This window comes from Paucisalibacillus globulus (assembly GCF_900184735.1).
Taxonomy (GTDB): Bacteria; Bacillota; Bacilli; order Bacillales; family Amphibacillaceae; genus Ornithinibacillus; species Ornithinibacillus globulus_B.
Genome location: NZ_LT855384.1, coordinates 1 through 21,233 on the forward strand (window position 1 = coordinate 1; position 21,233 = coordinate 21,233).

Annotated in this window: 25 protein-coding genes and 1 riboswitch; of the genes, 20 read left to right on the forward strand and 5 right to left on the reverse strand. The window is 35.9% G+C overall.

Annotated elements, in window-relative coordinates; translation table 11 throughout:
- Positions 1–151 precede the first annotated feature (151 nt).
- From BN999_RS00005 to BN999_RS00040, 8 genes are all read left to right on the forward strand, one after another.
- The gene (locus tag BN999_RS00005) at positions 152–748 is read left to right on the forward strand and encodes a pyroglutamyl-peptidase I (protein WP_096269340.1); all 597 of its coding nucleotides are present in this window, start codon (positions 152–154) and stop codon (positions 746–748) included.
- An 11-nt stretch (positions 749–759) separates the two neighbouring features.
- Positions 760–1,251, forward strand: coding sequence for a DUF1648 domain-containing protein (locus tag BN999_RS00010; protein WP_096269341.1), 492 nt, complete (start codon positions 760–762; stop codon positions 1,249–1,251).
- Between the two features lie 94 nt (positions 1,252–1,345).
- On the forward strand, positions 1,346–2,533 hold the full coding sequence (locus tag BN999_RS00015) for an MDR family MFS transporter (protein ID WP_096269342.1): 1,188 nt from the start codon (positions 1,346–1,348) through the stop codon (positions 2,531–2,533).
- Between the two features lie 12 nt (positions 2,534–2,545).
- Positions 2,546–3,277, forward strand: a complete 732-nt coding sequence (locus BN999_RS00020) for a Cof-type HAD-IIB family hydrolase (protein WP_096269343.1) — start codon at positions 2,546–2,548, stop codon at positions 3,275–3,277.
- A gap of 87 nt (positions 3,278–3,364) precedes the next feature.
- Complete coding sequence (locus BN999_RS00025; protein ID WP_096269344.1) at positions 3,365–3,547, forward strand: cold-shock protein; 183 nt, start codon at positions 3,365–3,367, stop codon at positions 3,545–3,547.
- 361 nt (positions 3,548–3,908) lie between these two features.
- Complete coding sequence (locus tag BN999_RS00030) at positions 3,909–4,958, forward strand: hypothetical protein (protein ID WP_096269345.1); 1,050 nt, start codon at positions 3,909–3,911, stop codon at positions 4,956–4,958.
- Between the two features lie 168 nt (positions 4,959–5,126).
- Complete coding sequence (locus BN999_RS00035) at positions 5,127–5,564, forward strand: IDEAL domain-containing protein (RefSeq protein ID WP_096269346.1); 438 nt, start codon at positions 5,127–5,129, stop codon at positions 5,562–5,564.
- Positions 5,565–5,711: 147 nt separating this feature from the next.
- Positions 5,712–6,146, forward strand: coding sequence for an IDEAL domain-containing protein (locus BN999_RS00040; RefSeq protein WP_096269347.1), 435 nt, complete (start codon positions 5,712–5,714; stop codon positions 6,144–6,146).
- 69 nt (positions 6,147–6,215) lie between these two features.
- On the opposite strand, the gene BN999_RS00045 is transcribed toward BN999_RS00040, so the two are convergent.
- The 3 genes from BN999_RS00045 to BN999_RS00055 form a co-directional block, all read right to left on the reverse strand.
- On the reverse strand, positions 6,216–8,231 hold the full coding sequence (locus BN999_RS00045; RefSeq protein ID WP_176481814.1) for a penicillin-binding transpeptidase domain-containing protein: 2,016 nt from the start codon (positions 8,229–8,231) through the stop codon (positions 6,216–6,218).
- A gap of 108 nt (positions 8,232–8,339) precedes the next feature.
- Entirely contained in the window at positions 8,340–9,284 is a 945-nt protein-coding gene (locus BN999_RS00050; protein ID WP_096269349.1) for an LCP family glycopolymer transferase, read from the reverse strand.
- Positions 9,285–9,373: 89 nt separating this feature from the next.
- The gene (locus tag BN999_RS00055; RefSeq protein WP_096269350.1) at positions 9,374–9,985 is read right to left on the reverse strand and encodes a class D sortase; all 612 of its coding nucleotides are present in this window, start codon (positions 9,983–9,985) and stop codon (positions 9,374–9,376) included.
- A gap of 426 nt (positions 9,986–10,411) precedes the next feature.
- Between BN999_RS00055 and BN999_RS00060 the strand changes: the two genes are divergently transcribed.
- From BN999_RS00060 to nagA, 10 genes are all read left to right on the forward strand, one after another.
- Positions 10,412–11,044: a CalY family protein gene (locus BN999_RS00060; RefSeq protein ID WP_096269351.1), complete on the forward strand. Its 633-nt coding sequence runs from the start codon at positions 10,412–10,414 to the stop codon at positions 11,042–11,044.
- Between the two features lie 124 nt (positions 11,045–11,168).
- Positions 11,169–11,756: a TasA family protein gene (locus BN999_RS00065; RefSeq protein WP_096269352.1), complete on the forward strand. Its 588-nt coding sequence runs from the start codon at positions 11,169–11,171 to the stop codon at positions 11,754–11,756.
- A 131-nt stretch (positions 11,757–11,887) separates the two neighbouring features.
- Positions 11,888–12,763, forward strand: a complete 876-nt coding sequence (tapA, locus tag BN999_RS00070; protein WP_096269353.1) for an amyloid fiber anchoring/assembly protein TapA — start codon at positions 11,888–11,890, stop codon at positions 12,761–12,763.
- Complete coding sequence (sipW, locus tag BN999_RS00075) at positions 12,747–13,334, forward strand: signal peptidase I SipW (RefSeq protein ID WP_096269354.1); 588 nt, start codon at positions 12,747–12,749, stop codon at positions 13,332–13,334. The genes tapA and sipW overlap by 17 nt, the downstream gene beginning before the upstream one ends.
- A gap of 42 nt (positions 13,335–13,376) precedes the next feature.
- The gene (locus BN999_RS00080; RefSeq protein ID WP_096269355.1) at positions 13,377–14,126 is read left to right on the forward strand and encodes a TasA family protein; all 750 of its coding nucleotides are present in this window, start codon (positions 13,377–13,379) and stop codon (positions 14,124–14,126) included.
- A gap of 121 nt (positions 14,127–14,247) precedes the next feature.
- Positions 14,248–14,331: riboswitch (cyclic di-GMP riboswitch) on the forward strand.
- A gap of 25 nt (positions 14,332–14,356) precedes the next feature.
- Complete coding sequence (locus BN999_RS00085; RefSeq protein ID WP_096269356.1) at positions 14,357–14,476, forward strand: anti-repressor SinI family protein; 120 nt, start codon at positions 14,357–14,359, stop codon at positions 14,474–14,476.
- Between the two features lie 91 nt (positions 14,477–14,567).
- Positions 14,568–14,894, forward strand: a complete 327-nt coding sequence (locus tag BN999_RS00090) for a helix-turn-helix domain-containing protein (protein ID WP_096269357.1) — start codon at positions 14,568–14,570, stop codon at positions 14,892–14,894.
- An 82-nt stretch (positions 14,895–14,976) separates the two neighbouring features.
- Positions 14,977–15,459: a VanZ family protein gene (locus tag BN999_RS00095; RefSeq protein ID WP_096269358.1), complete on the forward strand. Its 483-nt coding sequence runs from the start codon at positions 14,977–14,979 to the stop codon at positions 15,457–15,459.
- 90 nt (positions 15,460–15,549) lie between these two features.
- Positions 15,550–15,705, forward strand: coding sequence for a hypothetical protein (locus tag BN999_RS20380; protein ID WP_176481815.1), 156 nt, complete (start codon positions 15,550–15,552; stop codon positions 15,703–15,705).
- Between the two features lie 131 nt (positions 15,706–15,836).
- Positions 15,837–17,009, forward strand: a complete 1,173-nt coding sequence (gene nagA / locus BN999_RS00100; RefSeq protein ID WP_096269359.1) for an N-acetylglucosamine-6-phosphate deacetylase — start codon at positions 15,837–15,839, stop codon at positions 17,007–17,009.
- A gap of 358 nt (positions 17,010–17,367) precedes the next feature.
- On the opposite strand, the gene BN999_RS00105 is transcribed toward nagA, so the two are convergent.
- Complete coding sequence (locus BN999_RS00105) at positions 17,368–18,018, reverse strand: YigZ family protein (protein ID WP_096269360.1); 651 nt, start codon at positions 18,016–18,018, stop codon at positions 17,368–17,370.
- A 178-nt stretch (positions 18,019–18,196) separates the two neighbouring features.
- Here BN999_RS00105 and BN999_RS00110 point away from each other — a divergent pair, with 178 nt between their 5' ends.
- Complete coding sequence (locus BN999_RS00110) at positions 18,197–19,342, forward strand: sensor histidine kinase (protein ID WP_096269361.1); 1,146 nt, start codon at positions 18,197–18,199, stop codon at positions 19,340–19,342.
- Positions 19,343–19,425: 83 nt separating this feature from the next.
- Entirely contained in the window at positions 19,426–20,121 is a 696-nt protein-coding gene (locus BN999_RS00115; RefSeq protein WP_096269362.1) for a response regulator, read from the forward strand.
- Between the two features lie 67 nt (positions 20,122–20,188).
- Here the strand turns inward: BN999_RS00115 and BN999_RS00120 are convergent, their stop codons facing one another.
- Positions 20,189–21,058: an STAS domain-containing protein gene (locus BN999_RS00120; RefSeq protein WP_096269363.1), complete on the reverse strand. Its 870-nt coding sequence runs from the start codon at positions 21,056–21,058 to the stop codon at positions 20,189–20,191.
- Positions 21,059–21,233 lie beyond the last annotated feature (175 nt).

Here is a 21,233-nt window from a genome sequence, read left to right on the forward strand (position 1 = left end):
AGGTATTTGTTTTGGTGTGGTTACCTCACTAATACCCTAAATTCGAGGGGGTGGCAAGTTTTTTTGTATAAAAACGCATGAAATAGGGAATACTAATAGATTTTTTATAAAAACTTTTGACAATACGAATTAGTTTAGGGGAGAGATAACGATGAAAAAATTATTATTAACAGGGTTCGAACCATTCTTGGAATTTCCTATTAATCCAACTTATGAAATAGCTACTACTTTACATGGGACAATAATAGGTGATTATGAAGTGATTGGTGAAGTATTATCAGTGGATTTTCATAAGTCGGGAGAGCAATTATTAGAACTGATTGAAAAACATGATCCAGACGCAGTTCTCTCTCTAGGTCTAGCAGGAGGTAGAAATTCTATAACGCCTGAGAGAATTGCCATTAATTGTAATGATGGCCCTGTAGACAATGAAGGATATAAGCCAAATGGTGAAAAAATCGAAAAAAATGGTCCAGATGCATATTTATCGAAACTTCCTCTCTATGAAATCGTACATAAGTTAGGGGAGTCTGGATATCCGGCAAAAATATCGAATACAGCTGGTACATACTTGTGTAATAATGTGATGTATCACGGTCTTCATTATTTTAGCCAACGTGGATTAGATCGTCCATCTGGATTCATCCATATACCAGCTTCACATAAGTTGGCATTGAAGAAAAACATGCCAAGCTGGTCTCAGCATGATTTGACGGAGGCAATTAAACTGGCAATTAGCTGTATGTAAGGGGGGATAACATGGCACATCCAAAAATTAAAGTAGAGGCTTCACCATCTGAAAGAATCTTTAATTTTCTATCTGTTCTTACCATAATAGGAACGTTTGGTTACACCTTTTATATGTTTAGTAGCTTACCAGAGACAATTCCAAACCATTTTAATGCAGCAGGAGAGGCCAATGGTTGGGGAAGCAGAGGAACGGTCATCATTCTACCAATTGTAGTAGCAATACTTTTTATTGGTATGTATGTACTTTCAAAGTTTCCACATACTTTTAATTACACCATTAAGGTTACAGAAGAAAATGCATCAAGGGTTTATCTAATTGCACGACGATTAATAGCCATTATTAATTTTGAAATAGTGGTGCTTTTCACTGTCTTACAAGTGATAATTATTGAATCTGCAATCACTGGTTCTAGTATTTCGGCTGCTTTTTCTATTCTCTTTATTTTTGTACCATTGATAACCTGTATAGTGTTCCTAATCAAATTAAGTAAGGTCAAATAATAGATAAAAAATATATCATTTTCTCCATTGCTTTCAATACTTAAATATATTAAAATTACTTAGTTAATGAAAAATTGAATGTGAGATGATGATAATGCCAAGGTATATTTGGCTTTTAGCGATTGCTACGACCATTAGTGTAACTGGTGGTTCTTTTTTATGGCCACTTAATACGATATACATGCACAATGAATTAGGAAAAAGTTTAGCATTTGCGGGCTTTATATTAGCTTTTAATCAGGGGGCTAATATTGTTGGGAATTTAATTGGTGGTATTTTGTTTGATAAATTTAGTGCCTATAAAACGATTCTTTTAGGTACTACTCTTTCAACTGGGTCTGCTATTGTATTATCGTTTAATCATGATATATGGACATATTCTATTTGTCTATTAATCATCGGTCTAGGCTCAGGTATTACATGGCCCGTGATGTTTGCTATGGCGGGGTCTGTTTGGCCAGAAGGTGGAAGACGTGCCTTCAACGCAATTTATGTTGCACAGAATTTAGGTGTGGCACTAGGTGCGACAATTGGTGGGTATGTAGCTAGTATCTCATTTGACTATATCTTCATTGCCAATGCATCATTATTCTTTGTTTTTACCCTAATTGTAATCTTTGCATTCCGGGGTATGGATGAAGAGAAGAATCGTCATATGCATACAACAGTTCTGGAACAACGCGGTAAAATTAAAGATAAATCAGCGTTTATCGCATTACTTATATTAAGTGGTGGATTCTTTGTCACGTGGTTTGCATACAGTCAGTGGCAATCCACCATTGCATCCTATACACAGGATGTTGGAGTACCACTTGAGCAGTATAGTGCACTTTGGGCCATCAACGGATTTCTTATTGTATTGGGCCAACCACTGTTAAAACTATTTACGGATAAAGTCACTTCACCGAAAAAGCATATTTATATCGGTGCAGCGATCTTTATATTTTCTTTTGTGATTGCCATGTATGCAGAAGCATTTACCATGTTTGCAACAGCAATGGTCATTCTAACGATTGCGGAAATGCTAATTTGGCCAGCTATTCCAACATTGGCAAACGAATTAGCACCACAGGGTAGAGCAGGATTTTACCAGGGCTTTGTCAATAGTGTAGCTGCTGCAGGAAGAATGCTAGGACCATTCTTAGGTGGTCTAGTAGTAGATTTATTCAATATAGAAGTGTTGTTCTATGGATTACTCGTTATCTTATTTATTCCATTCCTGACAACAAAACTATATGATAGAGGTATACAATCAGAGCAAGTTTCTGAAAAACAAGCTTAAAGGAGTTTTACGATGCCGGATATTAAGTTAATTGCATTAGATATGGATGGTACCTTATTAACTAACGATCACCAAGTGGATGATCGTACGAAAGCAGCGATACAGAAGGCCATGGATAAAGGTGTTCATGTCGTATTAAGTACAGGAAGATCATTCGGTACCTGTTATCCAATTGCAAAGGAACTAGAACTGACATCTTATTTAGTTACATGTAATGGTGGAGAAATTTGGACAATGGAACAAGAGCTACTTGAACAGCATTTACTAGATACAGAGGTTATGGAAAAGCTGTGGAATTTAGGTGCTGGACTAGGTGCATACATGTGGATGATATCAACTGAAGGTTTCTTCCGTGGAGAACGTCCAGATAATTTCTATGATTATAAGTGGCTAAAAATTGGTTTTGAATCATCTGATACAGATAAATTGGATTTAATCATTAAGGAAATGTCATTACTCGGTGATTTTGAGATAACGAATTCTCTACCAACAAACATAGAAGTTAATCCCCTCGGAGTGAGTAAAGCAAGAGCACTTCACCGTGTTTGTGAGGAGATAGGCATCTCCATGGATGAGGTAATGGCATGCGGGGATAGCTTAAATGATATTAAAATGATACAAGAAGCCGGTGTCGGTGTCGCAATGGGAAATGCACAAGAAGCCATTAAAAAAGTAGCCAACCATACAACAGATACAAACAATAATTATGGAGTTGCAAAGGCTATAGAACACTTTGTACTGTAGGGCTGTTGCCAAGTAATTCCATGGTCCCTTTCATTCGACTCAAAAAAAGAGTATAATGGTAGTACAACGATGAAAGGGGATGCTGTCATGTCTTTTTCAAGAGGACCAAAAGAGCCAGTCCCAGAAGTTGAAACAAATATTTGGGCATGCACCAGCGATGAGTGCAACGGTTGGATGAGAGAATCATTCAGCTTCAACCAAGAACCAGAATGCCCACTATGTAAATCCACAATGACACAAGAAGTACGCGTACTACCAGAAGTAAAATAAGGACAACATAACTATAAATAAGCACCCCCACCATAATAATGGGGGTGTTTCCTTATAGTTATTGGTATTGATGGAATTTTTATATTAAATAATAATACGAAAAGATTATAATTATATATTAGCACTGAGTGGCCCGAATACACGGAGACTCCTACGGGAATAGTGGGCAGGGTGAGACCCCACAGGACGTAGTCCGAGGAGGCTCACCGTTCACCCCGTGGAAAGCGGAGTGTATTCGGGCCACGGGTATGTTGAGTAAGTTATTAATCAAATGTAATAATAATGTTAGAATAATTCACCACTTAGCCCACCTATACATAAATTAGATTATAATATTTTTTATAAAAAAGGATGTGTCTTTTTGCCAAGAAAAACAGGTTACTACGTCAGTGGAAACACAGCAGAAGGCTTTGTAAACTTTCTATCCACCAACACTCCCAACTTCCATCACCACATAATCCTAAAGCATCCATCAAATAAAATCAAAACAGCCATTATAAATGAAATCATAAAAAAATACGAAACAGACCATGACATCGAAGTACTCTATAGTTCCATTGGAAAAGAATATGTAGAAGGTGTTATTATTCGTGATAAAAAAGTAGCCATTATTGATGAGAGAATTGCAACTGCAGATCTTTCTGGATCATTTGAAATCGATCTAGCACTATTTATCAGTCAAGATATAACCAATATAGATTTATCCGAAGACTTAAATAAAGTGAACCAACTAACACAAAAAGCCTATGATAACTTTGAAACTGGATTAAAAGTACATGATGATCTAGAGGAAGTATATATTAAAGAAATGAATTTCGATGCTGCGAATAACCTAGCAGATGATTTCATTGAGACAATATTTAAGTACGTTCCCAAGCAGAACAAGGAAGCATCAGCTGTTCATCGTTTATTCGGTACGAACACTAGAGATGGTGTCGTTAATGTGGTACCCGAAATATTAAGCCAATTATCCAAGAAATACTTTATTAAAGGTCGTGCAGGAACAGGGAAATCAACCTTTATGAAGAAAGTAATGTCTGCTGCCCAAGACCATGGCTTTGATGTAGAACTTTATCATTGTAGTTTCGATCCAAACAGTGCGGATATGGTGCTAATTCGTGAATTAGAATTTTGTATTTTTGATAGTACAGATCCACATGAATTTTTCCCAACTGGACCTGGGGAAGAGGAAATCGATATGTATGAAAAAACGGTGACTCCTGGTACGGATGAAAAGTATGAAAAAGAGATAACGGAAATAAATACACGGTACAAATCGTACATGAAAAAGGGTGTTGTCGAATTAAAGGCAGCAGGTGACATCATTCAAAAGATGGAACAGAAGTATACGATGGAACCACGCGAAATGGAAAAAGTTATCTCGTTTATCTCTGGAAAAATTATTGAATAAGCAGTGGTCCTGTGGGTTTAAATTCGCTCACAGGGCTTTTTCCCTAGCTAGGGACCTTTCGACTAAAAACAGTCATAAAACTAAAATTTCACTTGTATTTTGTTATAAAATCATGTAAAATAAATTAACTGAAAATTATGAGTAGAAAAATAATGGGAGGTGGAAAACGTGATATCTGTAAAGATGCTAAAGCCATATTATATTAAGGCAGACGATCAGTTTGTCCGTATAATTTTGGCATATCAATACTTTTCAGTAGTGATTAATAAAATAGTATATCAATTTATTCCAATTGAAGGTAAAGAAATTCGCATCAACCGCAGAACACGAAAAGTAGAGAATGTCGGTAGTCGTTTTGCTTTTCAAAAAGGTAAAGAAATAATTTACTTGACGATGACCGAACTAATTACACTTCCCGATTTTCTAACGCAATTACACAACATCGCTAAACCATATTATAATACCGGTCAAGAAATTAATGAGGTTAATGCTGAAAATGAATTAGTGATGAAAGAACTGGAAAAGAAAAATATTAAACGATTAATAGATAAAGCACTTGACGAACGTGATGAGAAATCGTTTCGTGAACTTGTGAAGCTCTTATGAACCAAAAGAAGTATGCCCTTTTACCTAAAGTTTAGGTGGGCATACTTCTTTTGGTTCATATTTAAATAAAGATGTTTTAAAGATAAAATATGGGGTACTAAACACATAACAAATAATATTCCACTTGAGATATTGGGGGTAATAACCATGGTAACAGTAAAATTATTAAAGCCCTATTGTATAAAGACTGATGCTGAAAATATTTATGTTCTGTTAGATCAGGAGCATTTTACTATTTCCATTCAGAATGAAACTTATCAATTTATACCGATTAAATCGAAGGAATTTATCATTAATAGATATACGAAAAAAATCGAGAATCTCGATGCGACATTTGCATTTCAGAAAGATGATAAGATATTTCATCTATCCATGAGTGAACTGATTAATATTCCAGATTTTCTTATTAAACTATACTTCCTAACAAAATCCCATATTAATTACAATCAGGAAGAGAACATGAATGATGATATTGATGTGATTATGGATGAGTTAGAGCATTTAAATGTAAAACGATTAATCGATAAGGCACTGGATGAACGTAATGAGGAAGCATTTTATGACCTGATTGCGATGCTGTAAATGAAGTAATAATACTTGTGAACAAAGAAGACCCCGTGCTAGTTTAATCCAACAAGGGGTCTTCTTTGTTTACTTAACTTTTTCCATGACGTCTGTAACTTTTTCTACAACTAATGCGCTTGCACCTTTGTCCTGTACTTTTTCCATCATCATGGCGATTAGTATGTCTTGATCTTCGGATGGATAACCGACAAACCAACCGTTTTGTGCTCCATCTTCTTCATCAAGTGTCAGTTTTAATTCGGCGGTTCCGGTTTTTCCTGCTATTTTGAATGGTGCATTTTTTGCGTATCCTGCAGTTCCTTCTGTTACCACATTTCGTAATGATTCTCTAATGATGGCTGCCTGTTCAGAGGTAACTAGCTCATCTTTCCATACTTGAGATTTCTCTTCTTCCATTAGAATGACAGGCTTTATCATAGCCCCATCATTTAAAAATGGTGTATACATGGTTGCCATGTGAAGGGCACTTGTTTCAATTTCTCCTTGACCATAACTGGTGTTTGCTACTAACACTTCTCCATCCAGTGTACCTGTAGTGGAAACAGTGGAAGAAGAAATGGCAAGGTCGATTGGTAATGCCTCTCCAAATCCAAACTTCTCAAGACCAGCTACTAGCGCGTCACCACCCATTTCGACACCTTTCATAGCAAAATAGATATTATCCGATAGGGTCATCGCAGTTAATAGGTTAACAGGGCTTGCACTCGCTACTCGAGTTACTTTATAATCTCCCCAACCTTCACCGTTACCCCAGGTTAAGCCTTCAATTTCGATTTTTTCTTCCGGATCAATTACTCCATTCTGTAGACCGATTGCTGCTGTAACGGGTTTGATAACCGACCCAGGTGCATAGGTTGCATTAGAGCGATTGAATAATGGCTGATCTGGATTGTTCTGTAATTCATCCCAATCCGATTGTGATATTCCGTATACCATTTTATGTGGATCAAAGGAAGGGCTGCTGGCAAGTGCTAAAGTTTCGCCTGTTTTTGGTTCGATAGCAGCAGCAGTACCCGGGATATCATCAAATGATAAATAGAGCTCTTCCTGAACAGTACTATCAATAGTTGTATGAATACTTTCCCCATTTTGTACTTCTATTTCAGCTAGGACCACATCTTCCTGGCCTTCTTTTTCAACGAAAATTTTGATACCTTTTTTACCTCTAAGTCTGTCTTCAAAAATACGCTCCATGCCTGTTTTTCCAATCATGTCATTAGCTGTATAAACTTCTGAATCTAATTCCTCTAAATCCTTGTCTGTAACTTTTCCAATATAACCAACTACATGGGTTGCTGCTTCACCTAGTGGATAGATTCTTCCAAGAGCTGTTTGCCCCATAATTCCATTTACTTGCCATAGTTCATCCAATACTTCTGTATCGGATTTAGGAATTTTTTTATTTAATGGAACAAACATATCCGGTTGTACCCAGTCAGCGCTAATCGCTTTATCAATGGAATCAACCGAGATATTTAATAAAGTGGCAATCTTTTTCTTGTTTTCTTCCGGATTATCTCCAAGTTTTCCAGGGACAATCCCGATATCCCATACTTCTCCATTTAAAGCTAACGGAATTCTGTTCCGGTCAAGTATTTCACCACGGGTTGGTTCTGTTGTCGTAATTCTTATATCTCCACCATCTTTAATTTGAGGGAAGATATATCCAGGATCCCAATTAATAAACCAATTCTTTTCTTCTTCTTCCCCTTGTTGGGTAAGGGTGGCTTCGTAGTCAAACGTAATCGGTCCTGCCATTGAGTCCATTTTTACTGAAAAGGGTAAAGTGGCAGAGCCTTCTTCCATCGCAAGCTCAAGCTTTTCCTCTGATAACTTGGTATACGTAATTTCAACATTTTCTATTTCTAAATCGCCATAGATCTTTTCATATCGATCTATATATTGATCTGTTGGATAGGTTTCTTTCGACTTTGAAGCTAACATGTCATACATGTTTGTAAAGTTATTTTCGCTCCAAAGCTTTATGTAATCATCAAAACGTTCATGTGGTGTAACTTCATCCTCTGAACATCCTGCAATGAACAAGATAGAGGCAAAAACAAAAAATATTAAGCGTCTCATTTCCATCCCCCTGATTAATGAATTTGCTTCAAAACATATTATAACATTTACGTTACATGATAAAAGAATAAAAAGTCATCTGACTATCCGCCAGATGACTTAATTTTGTTATTTTGCTTCCATATGACTCTTAATCTCTGATGATAATCGATTAAACTCAGACTCAGGAACAATGTAATACCATATCGAACCAATAATTTGTCCGCTACCGGAGATTTGCATGGTTTCAACATTTGCCCTTGTTCCTAAGTAATTTGTAAACAGATTTTGAATGTTTTTCATTTGAAGATCAGTGTTAACATTATCACCTAGGATCTCCAGGATGTCTCCAACTTTCGTGATGCTAGTAAAGCTAGCAGCTTCACTCATAGCTGCCGTAATAACGGCACGTTGTCTTTCATTACGTCCCATGTCACCTTGTGGATCACTCTTACGCATTCGCACGTAAGAAAGTGCTTCTTCACCGTCTAAGTGTAATTCGCCAACAGGGAAATGGTTCCCGTCTTGTGAGAATTCCAGCTTATTATTAACGGTTACACCACCAAGTACATCAACACCTTGTTCAAAACCTTCCATATTAACTTTCCCATAAAAGTGAACAGGAAGATCAAATGCTTCTTCCACCGTTTGAACAGATAATTCTACATCTCCAAATGCATAGGCATGATTTATTTTATCCATTCCACGACCAGGAATATTCACGTAAGTATCTCTTGGTATACTTAACATTTTCATGGAATTCGTTTTCGGATTCAACGACATAAGGATCATGGTATCAGAACGACCTTTATCTCCTTCTCGTTCGTCAACTCCTAATAATAGAACATTTAATGATTTCTTATCTTTAAAGATGTCTTTAATTTCTTTTTGCCGTTCTGGATCTTGGTCCCTCTCTAGTGGTTCATGCATGTCACCAACTGTATCATGAATCTTATCCCACACATACCATGCATAGCCTCCACCAATAAGTAATAATGCTAGGAGGATTCCCCCAACCCAATATGGCCATTTTCTTTTTTTCTTTTTCTTGTTTTCCACTCTTGATTCAGCCATTTAAAGTCTCCTTATAATTACTAACTTTTGGGAATAATTATATCGAATCCTGTCGTTTTAGTCTATCTCAAACTAAGTATGATTACTCATTATTTTTTACTAATAGGATGTGCGGTAATAATATAACGATCAGGTGCATTTCCAATAAAGTTAAATGGATAGCATGTTGTTAGAGTTAGTACTTCATTTGGAGCGGTTGGTGCGATAACGGTCCTATCATCTGCGCTAACGATATAGGTATCAACTATTTCATAAGAAAAATCACCATAAGGTAATTTTATCGTTAAAATGTCTCCAAGTTCTAATTCACCCATTCGACGAAAGACTGTTTCACGATGTCCGGACAAGACAATTTGATCTTGTTGGAGTGGATAGGCTGTTCCTTTGTAATGTCCGACTCCCTTTGCCAACTCATTTGGATCGGTTCCTTCTACGATAGCAATGTCTGCTTCTAGTTTTGGAATGTGGAGGAGACCAACTGTTTCTCCGGTATCGGGAGTAAAATCGGCAGGGAAAGTTGAACCTGTTTCTTCTATAGTAGTATTTGTTTGGTTATTTTTTAAAGATGACGATCCTTCAAGAAGAGATTTAGCTTCTGCTAATGCCTGGTTTTGATTAGTATTTGTACTTATGTATTCATATAGGCCAATTCCAACAAAAACAATTCCAATAATCATGATGAGGAGGGCAATTTTTTTCATTTAGGACGAACTCCCTATAATTTATTTTTTATCTTATTTTTTATTGTAGCATATATAAATATGCCTGAGTATTGATATAAAGCTATTTTAACACTATTGATGTTCCTTATAAAGAACAAAATGTTCTTTAAAAAAGTCAAAATAATAAGGAATTAATAGAATATAAGAGGAAATGGAAGCAAAATATTCAAAAAACTTTAAATTTGGCCGAATATGAGGTTTTTCTTTCTGAGTATTATATCCTATACTTCAGTTAAGGTTGTTCTTAATAAGGAACAAAAATGTCTTATTAAAGAACAATTGTGTTTAACTAGTTAGATACATAAGGGAAGATAAAAATATGTAATTATCTTCTCCGTGCGTTTAAATATGCGCGATTTAGACGCACATCGTTCTTTATAACGAATAATAGGGAGGAATTTGAGAATGAGTATTAAGAAAAAATTAGGTATGGGTATTGCTTCAGCTGCATTAGGAATCGCATTAGTTGGTGGAGGAACATTTGCTTACTTTAGTGACACAGAAGTATCTAACAATACATTTGCTGCAGGTACTTTGGATTTAGCGGTGAATCCATCAGTTGTAATTGATGTTGATAACTTGAAGCCTGGAGATGTAATGGTTCGTGAGTTTGCACTTGAAAACAATGGGTCTTTAGATATCTCTTCAATCGAACTTGCTACTGCATACAATGTTATCGATGCTAAAGGTGATAACGTTGATGACTTCGGTAAGCATATTAAAGTTCTATTCTTAGAGAACGCTGATAAGACTGGTGATGGTTGGGTTATCGGAGACTATAATGATGTAATCTCTGAGACTACGTTGTATGACCTGAAAAATATGACTCCAGATGCCGTTGAAAATTTAAATCATTGGATTACTGAGTTACTTGGCTTAGGCGGTGAAGACAGTGGATTAGCTGCTGGAGATAATGACCAAATGTTCGTTGCATTCGAATTCGTTGATAATGATGCAGATCAAAACGAATTCCAAGGAGACTCTTTAGAGCTTGAGTGGACATTCACTGCTCATCAAACTGAAGGCGAACTTAGATAATAATTTATAACATAAAGAGGAGAACTAACCCTTCTCCTCTCTTAAAATTTTTAGAAATACATACTAAATAAAGAACATTTATGTAGAGACTTAAGAATACTTTAGAGAAGGGAATGTTGTAACCATGAGTATTAAAAAGAAACTAGGAATGGGTGCACTAACTGCTGCACTTGGAATTAGCTTAATTGGTGGCGGAACGTATGCTTATTTTAGTGATACAGAAGTAACGAATAATGAATTTACAGCCGGAACTTTAGACATCAATTTAAAAGGTACGGATGATAGAGAAGAAGTGGATTTAAGTATAGATAATATGAAGCCGGGTGATTGGAAAGTTCACCAAATACGTGTTTATAACGAAGGTAGCCTAGATGTCAAGGATGTAACACTAAACGTGGATTATGAAGTTATAGATGTGGATAGTAATAATGTTGGCGAGGATTTTGCGGATCATATTTTAGTGAACATTATGAAGCTAGGATCAAACGAAGTCGTGGCCGATTGGGTACCACTTTCAGATATTGAGGATCTAATTGTTGCAGAAGATTTAAAACCAAAGTCTAACAATCCATATCAAACTGACCATAGACAAACACTTAGATTTGACTTTAAATTCAATGACAATGGTGAAGATCAAAATATCTTCCAAGGAGATAGTATTGACTTCAATCTATCATTCGAAGCTAGTCAGAAAGATGGAGAACCTAGATAGCTCTATTTTTTGGATGAAGGGTGGGTACAGCACCTTTCATCCAGAAATGTTTTTATTTTGTTTTATTAAGAATCAGGTTCTGCAATTTTTAATAAAGCAAAATAAAGTCGTCATAAAAGGAGGGAAGGCCTTTGGAACTGAGTCGCCTTCAAAAATACAAGAATCTAAAGAAGAAGAAGTTAATTTTAATGAGTAAAATTATTGTGGCATTCTATCTAGTAATCTTTTCATTTAGCTACCTTACAGGAGGTACTGCAGCATACTTCAGTAACTCAAATCAAGGAATTATGAAATTTAAGGCTGGCACTTGGTATGATGGCAGCTTTCTAAAATTTGTAGGTAACAATGGAACTGTTGTTGACCAATCTTGTCCTTCAGTTGAAATTTCTGCAGATTTTAAAAATGTAGGCCATAAGATGCGGGGACCAGCAAAGTACGAGGTTTATTATACAGACACTGTAAGTAAGGGGAAAGGTTCACCAGAGAATCATGGTTCCCCCATATTTGAAGGACAAATTCAAGCGTTAGATCAGAATGAAGTAGTAACACTTTCTTTTGTAGGAGAAAATGAAGGATTTTATGTGTTTAAAGTTTATCAAGTAGAGAACTTTGAAGGTAAAGAGAAAGAGAAAGAAATCTGGAGCAATAAATTTAACATTAAATGTAAAGATAAAGGAAAAAACAAGCAGAACACAAAGGAACAAGAAATGGAAAATGAAATAAGTGAAGAAGCTGCTGAAGATGTTTCACAGTCAGAAGAACAAACTAATAAAGAAAACGAAGTAGTCGAAGATTCATCAAGTGAGCCTGTTGAAGAAGAAACTTCACAACCAGATCCAGCTAAAGAGGAAAATAATCAAAACAATGAACAAAATGACAGTACAACAGAGGATATATCTGGAGAAGAAGTAAATTCTTCTGAGGGGTCTAATAATGGAGAAGTAGATGCGGCAGATACAAACAAACAACCTGCAGGGGAAGGGGAAACAAATGAAGAAACCAATTAAGAAAAAAATATTTAGCTTCATTAACCATCTTACTACAGTAGTTCTATTTTTACTTTTAGCAAGCATGCTATTCTTCGTCATTTCATCCAAAGCATCTGGTGGAGAACCAGAGATATTTGGATATCAATTAAAAACAGTACTTTCCGGATCCATGGAGCCAGGTATTAAAACTGGGTCAATTATAGCTGTGAAACCTGGTGGTGATATGACTCGATTTAAGCAAGACGATGTTATCACATTTATGGAGGAAGATGGAAAGCTAATTACCCACAGAATCACGGAAGTAGTTGCTAATGGAGACAGTGTGATGTACCGAACAAAAGGGGATAATAACAACGCGGAAGATATTAATCCTGTCCTATCTGAAAATGTCGTTGCAGAATATACAGGATTTACAATTCCTTACGTAGGCTATGTTATCAACTTTTCACAGTCTCAAAACGGAGCATTCCTTCTACTAATACCAGGAATTCTATTAATAGGATATGCCGGTATAACCATTTGGAGGGCAATAAGAGAAATAGAATTGCCTAAAGAAAATGTAAAAGAAGAAGAAAAATCAGTAGTTTAATAAACTTGTATGCAAAATCTTGCCTGCAGAGGGGGCAATTAAATGAAGCGGATAGTTGGTTTAGGTCTCTTACTTGGAGCGATGTTCAGCATTATGTTTAATCCAATTACAACCAATGCTGATAGTGCTGCAGATTCTGATAAAAAATACAATGTTGATATTAGCTTATCTCCGAAAGATGTATTATTCGATATAGCCAATATGAAGCCAGGAGACTGGGCTCCTAGAGAGATAACGATAAAGAATAAAGGAAAACTAGATTTTGATTATCAAATGCAAATTAAAAATGAGGGTGACGAGAAACTTTATAACGAATTATTACTCGAAATAAAAGAGGCAGACGAGACATTATATAGTGGAAAGTTAGCAGATTTTGAACAAATTCCGCCGAGGTTTCTTGAAGTGAACGATAGTGAAACATTGCAGCTAACTATTCGTTTTCCAGAACATCTTGGCAATGAATTTCAAGGACTTGGTGTCAACTTTTTATTGCAATTCGTTGCAGAAAGAAGTAAAGGGCCAACAACACCAGAAGACCCAGAAGATCCAGAAGAAACAACTGATCCAAAAGAGGATGACGACCAACCAGGCGGGGTAAAAGATGATTCCGACAAAGGCGGCAATAAGAAAGATGTAGAAAGTGTTGGTGGTGTTGTAAATTCTGGAGCTAAACTGCCAGATACTGCAACCAGTATGTTTACATTTATGGTCATAGGTATAAATCTGCTGTTAATTGGTGGACTAATTTGGATGGTATCAGTCATCAGAAAGTCTAAAATTAGGCGAGCATAGCTAAGTTCCCATTATTTTACAAAAGTTGCAAGCTTTTCTTTCAAAACTAGTTGCAATGTGACAAAACAAGACACACAAAAAGCACTAGTTATTTAGTATAATAGTCTTAGAAAATATTCCTTCTATACAAAGGCAAACTCATTGAAAGATGAGGACGCAAAGTTACAGGTCCAAATGCTTTTGCGTGGATGGCTGGACTGCATAGATAGTAAGTAATGGGGGATGGGAAATTGAATAAAGTTCAGAATGGGTTAAAACTTGATTATGAATGGATTAAACTAATCAAGGAGGCAAAGAATCTAGGAATGAGCGTTGAAGAGATCCGTCTATTTCTTGCAGAGACTAAATAGTTACATATATTACTTTAGTTGTAATTTTCGTACTTTATATAGAACTACTCACCCATCTGTGTTATAATTCGCTTGAAAGAGGTGAGTCGACTTGATCGGAGAAAAAATTAAACAACTACGTAAAGAAAAGAAAATGTCTATATCCGAACTTGCCGAAAAAGCAAACGTTGCAAAATCTTACTTAAGTTCAATCGAACGAAACCTCCAGTCGAATCCATCCATCCAGTTTATCGAAAAAATAAGTACCGTTTTAGGTGTTTCCGTGAATGAACTTATAAATGAAGGGGACTCAGTAGAACTAGAAGATTTAGACGGCGAGTGGCTTAGCATCGTGAAAGAAGCCATGGAATCAGGTGTAACAAAAGAAGAATTTAAAAACTTTCTTGAATTTAATAAATGGAGAAAGAACCAAGACTAGGACCGTAGGAAACTACGGTTTTTTATTTTTCTTATTTTTTGTTATAGTATATTAGAATTTAATAATAAAGCATGGTGGAAAAATGCAGAAAAAATACTTCTATTGGCTATTGCCAACTACATGGATGGCGATCCTTTTCTTCTCTTCCTCAACGCCATATGAAAAGCAGGATATAAAACCTATTCTTTCGGGATTATTGGATTTATCTTTTTTAGAGCCTTATCTAAGTTGGATATCCTTCCAATATCATCAATCCGAAGTCAGCGTTAGCGCTCAAGGAGTAAATGGACTAATCGAATTTTTCATTCGTAAAGGTGCCCACTTTGGAACTTTTCTTATCTTGATGATCTTTTTTTATTTAGCATTCAGGAAAACTGTGCACTGGTCATTAAAGAAAATTCTAGTTATCTCATTTCTAAGTACCATTGCATATGCTATCATAGATGAAATCCATCAAGGATTCACACCAAACAGAACCCCTTATATTGGCGATGTCATGATTGATGGCTTCGGTGCTTTTGTAGCATACTTGATGCTATTATTTTGGAATAGAAGGAAAAAATAGTAATTTGTCATATTTTGTTAATGAAATTAGTAGATTTTGTGGTATGATTAGTTCTATAATTCTATAACACTTGGTTGGGGCGGTAATGTAATGGTTGAACGCGAGTTTTTCAAGAATATGATGAAAAAAGTAATTGATGATACAGAAAAGAATAAAATACGTTCTTCTGACGAGTTAATTCAAACATTAATTAAAGAATTAAGTGACCAAAGAACGATGACCCAAAGTAAACGAATGATAAATTAGAGAGAAGGGCTAACACCATGTTCATGGTGTAGTCCTTTTTTCGTTACGCAATTTATTCGACAAAACTGGACATTGCTACATACCATATGCTAATTTGAGAATGTGAATGAAGAAGGGTAGGGACTACAACGATGACAAACGAATCTATATTAATTAAAAATGTAAACATATACTTAGAAAATGAAAAAATAGAGCGTGGTAAGCTGCTAATTTCAGAAGGGAAGATTAGTGCTATCTTCTCTGAAAATGAACAACCAACCAGCTATCCTAGTCGATTTAAAATCCTAGATGCAGAAGGTTTAAATGCTGTTCCTGGGTTTATTGATGGCCATATCCACGGTGCCAATGGGGCTGATGTAATGGACGGAACCGAAGAAGCGCTTGATTCTATTGCGAAGGTTCTTCCGCTAGAAGGTACCACAAGTTTTCTAGCTACAACAATTACACAATCAAAAGAAAATATTGAGCATGTACTTGAAAATGTAGCCAGCTATCAATCAAAAAATGGTTATGCAGAAATAATCGGTATTCACCTTGAAGGTCCTTTTATTGAACCAAGTAAAAAAGGTGCACAACCGTTAGAGCATATCCGTAAACCTGATATTGAACTATTTGATAAGTGGCAGGCACTGTCTAATAATAAGATCAAAACGATCACGATGGCACCAGAACATGATGAAGATGGTGCATTTATTCGTCATTTAAGAGAACATAGTATCAATGTTTCTGCTGGACATACGGATTTAGATTTTAATGGCATGAAGGAAGCGGTCGCGCATGGGGTGAACCAGGTTACTCACCTATGTAATGCTATGAATGGCATTCATCATCGTGATATCGGAGTTGTAGGAGCTGCTTTCTTTCTGAAAGAATTACATGCGGAACTAATTGCGGATGGTATTCATGTGGTACCTGAAATGCTGCAGTTAATCTATGAGAATATGGGCAGTGAACGATTACTATTAATTACTGATGCCATGCGTGCTAAATGCCTGAATACTGGTACGTATGACCTCGGGGGACAGAAAGTATTAGTAGATGAAGAAAAAGCCGTGCTCGAAGATGGTACTTTAGCTGGCAGTATTTTAAAAATGAAAGATGCTATACAAAACATGCTAAAGCTTGATGGAGTCGAGTTTGAGGATGTTATAAAAATGGCAAGTACCAATCCTGCTAAACAACTACATGTTTTTGACCGAAAAGGTAGTATTGCGGTAGGGAAGGATGCGGATATCTTATTGGTGGACGATACATTTACGATTAAAGAAACATTCTGCCGTGGAGTAATCGCAAGAGGAGAATAGCAAACCCGTATCTATAAAAAGAACTTGTAGTTGTAACGATCATTGCTAATTTAGCAGTATTGTATAAAGTGAATAATTAAAAGTCTTTTTACAAAAATAGTTGCTATTTGATAGAACCGCGCGGTACATCCCCAGAATTAAGGTGGAATAGCAGTAAGAAACCTCTCCGGCAGAATACTCCGCTTTCCACGGGCACGGCCTCAGGCTCCTCGAACAGATGTCGCCCCTGTGCTGGCAGTAAAAGCGTAGTATATTTCCGGAGCGGGTCTATGTGCTTTTCATGTTCGTTCGGATTTTAATCAACTAAAACTCTTTTGTCCCAGCCTCATCTTTTTTGTGAAATCAGATTGAAGTACAGTCACTCCTTCGTGCTTTCCACTTCAATCTCCACATACTTTTCCTCAACAGCTTCGATAACTGCCTGACCACTTGTCAAATCAACTATCCATTCTTGAAAAGTAGTTTCCTTCCCATCCTCCACGAAAACGACAAACTCTACATTTTCTAAATAGTTAATGGTCTCAAGAATATGTTCAGAGTTTCTTATCTCATTTTCTAGTTTACCTAGTAATGTGTAGTCAACAGTGATAGAGAATCCTTTCATTAATTGTCTTTTCATGATACCGACAGCCTTAATGGTCTCAGAGGTGGAACTACCATATGCACGAATTAATCCTCCGGCACCAAGTTTAATACCACCAAAATATCGTGTTACAACGACCACTGTATCTTTAAGATTTTGTTTTTTTAGAACTTCAAGCATCGGTACGCCAGCTGTACCACTCGGTTCCCCATCGTCATTTGCTTTTTGAATTTGGTCATGTTCACCAATCATATAAGCAGAACAATTATGTGTCGCATCATGATATTTCTTTTTCATCTGCTGGATGAAGATCTGTGCTTCTTCTTCTGATTCAACTCGTTTGATAGTCCCTATGAATCTAGACTTCTGAATAACAACTTCATGGGAACCACCATCTTTTTTAACGGTATAATACGTTGATAACAATAGACAAATCCTCCTATTAGTAAAATTATAATGAAATTATGTTTATAAAGTGAAAAGTTTGGGTACTTACTACTAGGGTTTCATAAATATTTATACACTTTTTAAAAGTTTTTTCCATTATACCCTATAAAAAAAACGGAATAGCACGTATAATTATACCATAGGTTGGTGAGTGCTGATGGCAGTGAAAACTAGGGATAAAGATTTAGATTATATCCTTGATGAAATGGTTGATGTCGTTGAAAATAGTAAGGACGAAATCTTTAACATTAGTGAAGAGGCCCGTTCTGAACATGAACAATTGCTTCGTGAATTAGAGTATACGAAGGAAAAAGTTCTCGATTACATAGAGGACGGAGACAAGCTTGAGCAAAATGTTCGCTATTCTAGAAAACGTTTATCGGAAGTAAGTAAGTATTTCGACCGCTATTCAGAGGAAGAAATTCGTGAGGTCTATGAATCAACTCATGAGCTACAGACTAAGTTAGCTATGCTACGTCAGGAAGAACGAGCTTTACGATTGAAACGTGATGAGCTTGAGAGAAGACTACAGAACCTAGACAATACTATTAAACGCGCTGAAAACCTAGCAAACAAAATCTCGGTCATACTCACGTACTTAACAGACGATTTTAAACAAGTAAATGAAATGATTGAAGAAGCAAAAGAGAAACAAGAATTTGGTCTGAAAATAATCGAAGCACAAGAAGAAGAGCGTAAACGAATTTCAAGAGAGATTCATGATGGTCCTGCTCAGATGTTAGCTAATATTTTACTTCGTTCAGAACTGGTTGATCGAACATTCCGAGAAGGTAGTCCTGAAGATGCATTAGCTGAAATAAAAAGTATGCGTAAGATGGTCCGTTCGTCACTTTATGAGGTGCGCCGTATTATTTATGATTTAAGACCAATGGCACTAGATGACTTAGGTTTAATTCCTACGATAAAAAAATATGTCAATACAACAGCAGAATATAACAATGTAAAAATAGAGTTCACTTCTATTGGAGAAGTAAAGCGTATTAATCAAAAGTATGAAATTGCATTTTTTAGACTGGCACAAGAAGCGATTCAAAATGCTGTTAAACATGCAGAAGCTACATTAATTACTGTGAAGATTGAGATCTGTTCGAGAAACTTAAATCTCGTCATTACAGATAATGGGAAAGGCTTTGATCCTACCATTAAAAGAGATAAATCTTTTGGATTAATGGGCATGAAAGAGCGCGTTGAGATGTTTGATGGTATAATAGATATAAATTCAACCATCGGATTAGGCACAAAGATAGTAATTCGAGTACCTTATGAAAGGGCTCTTATATAAAAAAATAGAGATAAAAGATTATTGTCTAGCATGGAACGTAATAGGGGAATTATTAAATATTACGTATTGGGGAGGAAAAGGCAATGAGTTTCGAAAAAACAGTTAATATCATTTTAATTGATGATCATAAGTTATTCCGTGAAGGGGTAAAACGTATATTAGAATTTGAACCATCGTTTAATGTTGTGGCAGAAGGTGACGATGGAATCATGGCTGGTAAGCTTGTAAAAGAATACAATCCAGATGTCATTCTAATGGATATCAACATGCCAAACATGAATGGTGTACAGGCTACAGCCGAATTGGTTCGTAACCATCCAAATTCAAAAGTAATCATCCTTTCGATTCATGATGATGAAAGTTATGTAACACATGCCCTTAAAACAGGTGCTCAAGGATACTTATTAAAAGAAATGGATTCTAATTCATTAATTGAGGCAATAAAAGTGGTTAGTGAAGGTGGATCATACTTACATCCTAAAGTTACCCATAATTTGGTACAAGAATACCGCCGATTAGCGAAGGAAACGGTAGCTGTTGGAGTAGGTAGTCACCGAGTAGAATATCACCGTCCATTACATTTACTAACCAAACGTGAATGTGAAGTTTTACAGCTTCTTGCAGATGGTAAAAGTAATCGTGCAGTTGCAGAAGCATTATACATTAGTGAAAAAACAGTTAAGAACCATGTAAGTAACATTCTACAAAAAATGAATGTAAACGACCGTACCCAGGCAGTAGTTTCTGCAATCCGTAAAGGTTGGGTTGAGGTTTTATAAATTGTTAACTAAAATGAGAATCACTCTTTTGATAGAGGATTCTCATTTTTTTATGTATCTATCAGAATTATATATTCTTTAATTCCAATACTTTTTCAGTTGTCATGAGTACTTTTAATGCTTGTTTCAACGTACTAAAAGTTGGAATCTCTTTGAAATTATTCTGATATTGAACAATGGAGTGAGCAACTTCTGGTTGAACTCCAGAGATTGCAGTGGTGATTCCTAATACTTGAAGCAAATAAATTACTTGGTAAAGTCCTTTAGCAACATCAGAATCTAGAACAGGTATCCCGGATAAATCGATAAATAGATATTCAACATGGGACTCTACCACTTTTTCTGGGACTGTTTCATATAGGTGTTTCATTCTCAGAGTATCTACATTGCCATTTAGTGGTAATATGGCAATTGTATCACTAATCGGAATGACTGGTGTACTTAGTTCGTTAATTAAGTTCTGTTGTTTAGTTAAACGTTGAGTGGTTAATGTATAGTGCATCTCAGAGTACAAAGTAGTCAATTTGCTGAAAACGGTATTGAAGGTTTTGTGCCAACGAATAATGTCGGAATGGGTGACCACATCTTTATTTTCATGGATAAAAGAGTACGTATAATCAAAGAAAATATCTTTTGCAATGTTAATAGCATGAATAACTTCATGAGTAGGAGTATCCGTCTTAATTCTACTTTCAGAGACGATATGCACCCATTGATTAATGTAGTTATCTACTACTTCTTCATCATTAAGCAAAGCACTTATAGCTGTTTTATTTGTTAATGTATTTTGAGCTCTAAGCATTTCCGCCACTTCCGGAGAGGTTTTCACCGAATAAATAGAACCCTCCTCTACCTTCCGTGTATTTAACCACTTTTCAGTAATTGAAGGAATCTTACTAAACAAATAGTCATAAATTTCTTGATCTAATTTATTCATAGCTACCCCATCTTTAAAATATATTTGTAACTTAAAATTAACACATTTAACTGGAAAACATGATAAAATTGCATATTAATTTAATTATAATTTCTCATCTACATACTATGGTGCATTTTTTCAGTCATTCATGTAAAATATAAGAGGCGAACAGTAATAGAATAATAAAATAAAA

Bases quoted from the DNA above. Each gene is read 5' to 3' on its own strand.
- BN999_RS00005 (WP_096269340.1), top strand. From the start codon at position 152: ATGAAAAAATTATTATTAACAGGGTTCGAACCATTCTTGGAATTTCCT.
- BN999_RS00010 (WP_096269341.1), top strand. From the start codon at position 760: ATGGCACATCCAAAAATTAAAGTAGAGGCTTCACCATCTGAAAGAATC.
- BN999_RS00015 (WP_096269342.1), top strand. From the start codon at position 1,346: ATGCCAAGGTATATTTGGCTTTTAGCGATTGCTACGACCATTAGTGTA.
- BN999_RS00020 (WP_096269343.1), top strand. From the start codon at position 2,546: ATGCCGGATATTAAGTTAATTGCATTAGATATGGATGGTACCTTATTA.
- BN999_RS00025 (WP_096269344.1), top strand. From the start codon at position 3,365: ATGTCTTTTTCAAGAGGACCAAAAGAGCCAGTCCCAGAAGTTGAAACA.
- BN999_RS00040 (WP_096269347.1), top strand. From the start codon at position 5,712: ATGGTAACAGTAAAATTATTAAAGCCCTATTGTATAAAGACTGATGCT.
- BN999_RS00045 (WP_176481814.1), bottom strand. From the start codon at position 8,231: ATGAGACGCTTAATATTTTTTGTTTTTGCCTCTATCTTGTTCATTGCA.
- BN999_RS00050 (WP_096269349.1), bottom strand. From the start codon at position 9,284: ATGGCTGAATCAAGAGTGGAAAACAAGAAAAAGAAAAAAAGAAAATGG.
- BN999_RS00055 (WP_096269350.1), bottom strand. From the start codon at position 9,985: ATGAAAAAAATTGCCCTCCTCATCATGATTATTGGAATTGTTTTTGTT.
- BN999_RS00060 (WP_096269351.1), top strand. From the start codon at position 10,412: ATGAGTATTAAGAAAAAATTAGGTATGGGTATTGCTTCAGCTGCATTA.
- BN999_RS00065 (WP_096269352.1), top strand. From the start codon at position 11,169: ATGAGTATTAAAAAGAAACTAGGAATGGGTGCACTAACTGCTGCACTT.
- sipW (WP_096269354.1), top strand. From the start codon at position 12,747: ATGAAGAAACCAATTAAGAAAAAAATATTTAGCTTCATTAACCATCTT.
- BN999_RS00080 (WP_096269355.1), top strand. From the start codon at position 13,377: ATGAAGCGGATAGTTGGTTTAGGTCTCTTACTTGGAGCGATGTTCAGC.
- BN999_RS00095 (WP_096269358.1), top strand. From the start codon at position 14,977: ATGCAGAAAAAATACTTCTATTGGCTATTGCCAACTACATGGATGGCG.
- BN999_RS20380 (WP_176481815.1), top strand. From the start codon at position 15,550: ATGGTTGAACGCGAGTTTTTCAAGAATATGATGAAAAAAGTAATTGAT.
- nagA (WP_096269359.1), top strand. From the start codon at position 15,837: ATGACAAACGAATCTATATTAATTAAAAATGTAAACATATACTTAGAA.
- BN999_RS00110 (WP_096269361.1), top strand. From the start codon at position 18,197: ATGGCAGTGAAAACTAGGGATAAAGATTTAGATTATATCCTTGATGAA.
- BN999_RS00115 (WP_096269362.1), top strand. From the start codon at position 19,426: ATGAGTTTCGAAAAAACAGTTAATATCATTTTAATTGATGATCATAAG.
- BN999_RS00120 (WP_096269363.1), bottom strand. From the start codon at position 21,058: ATGAATAAATTAGATCAAGAAATTTATGACTATTTGTTTAGTAAGATT.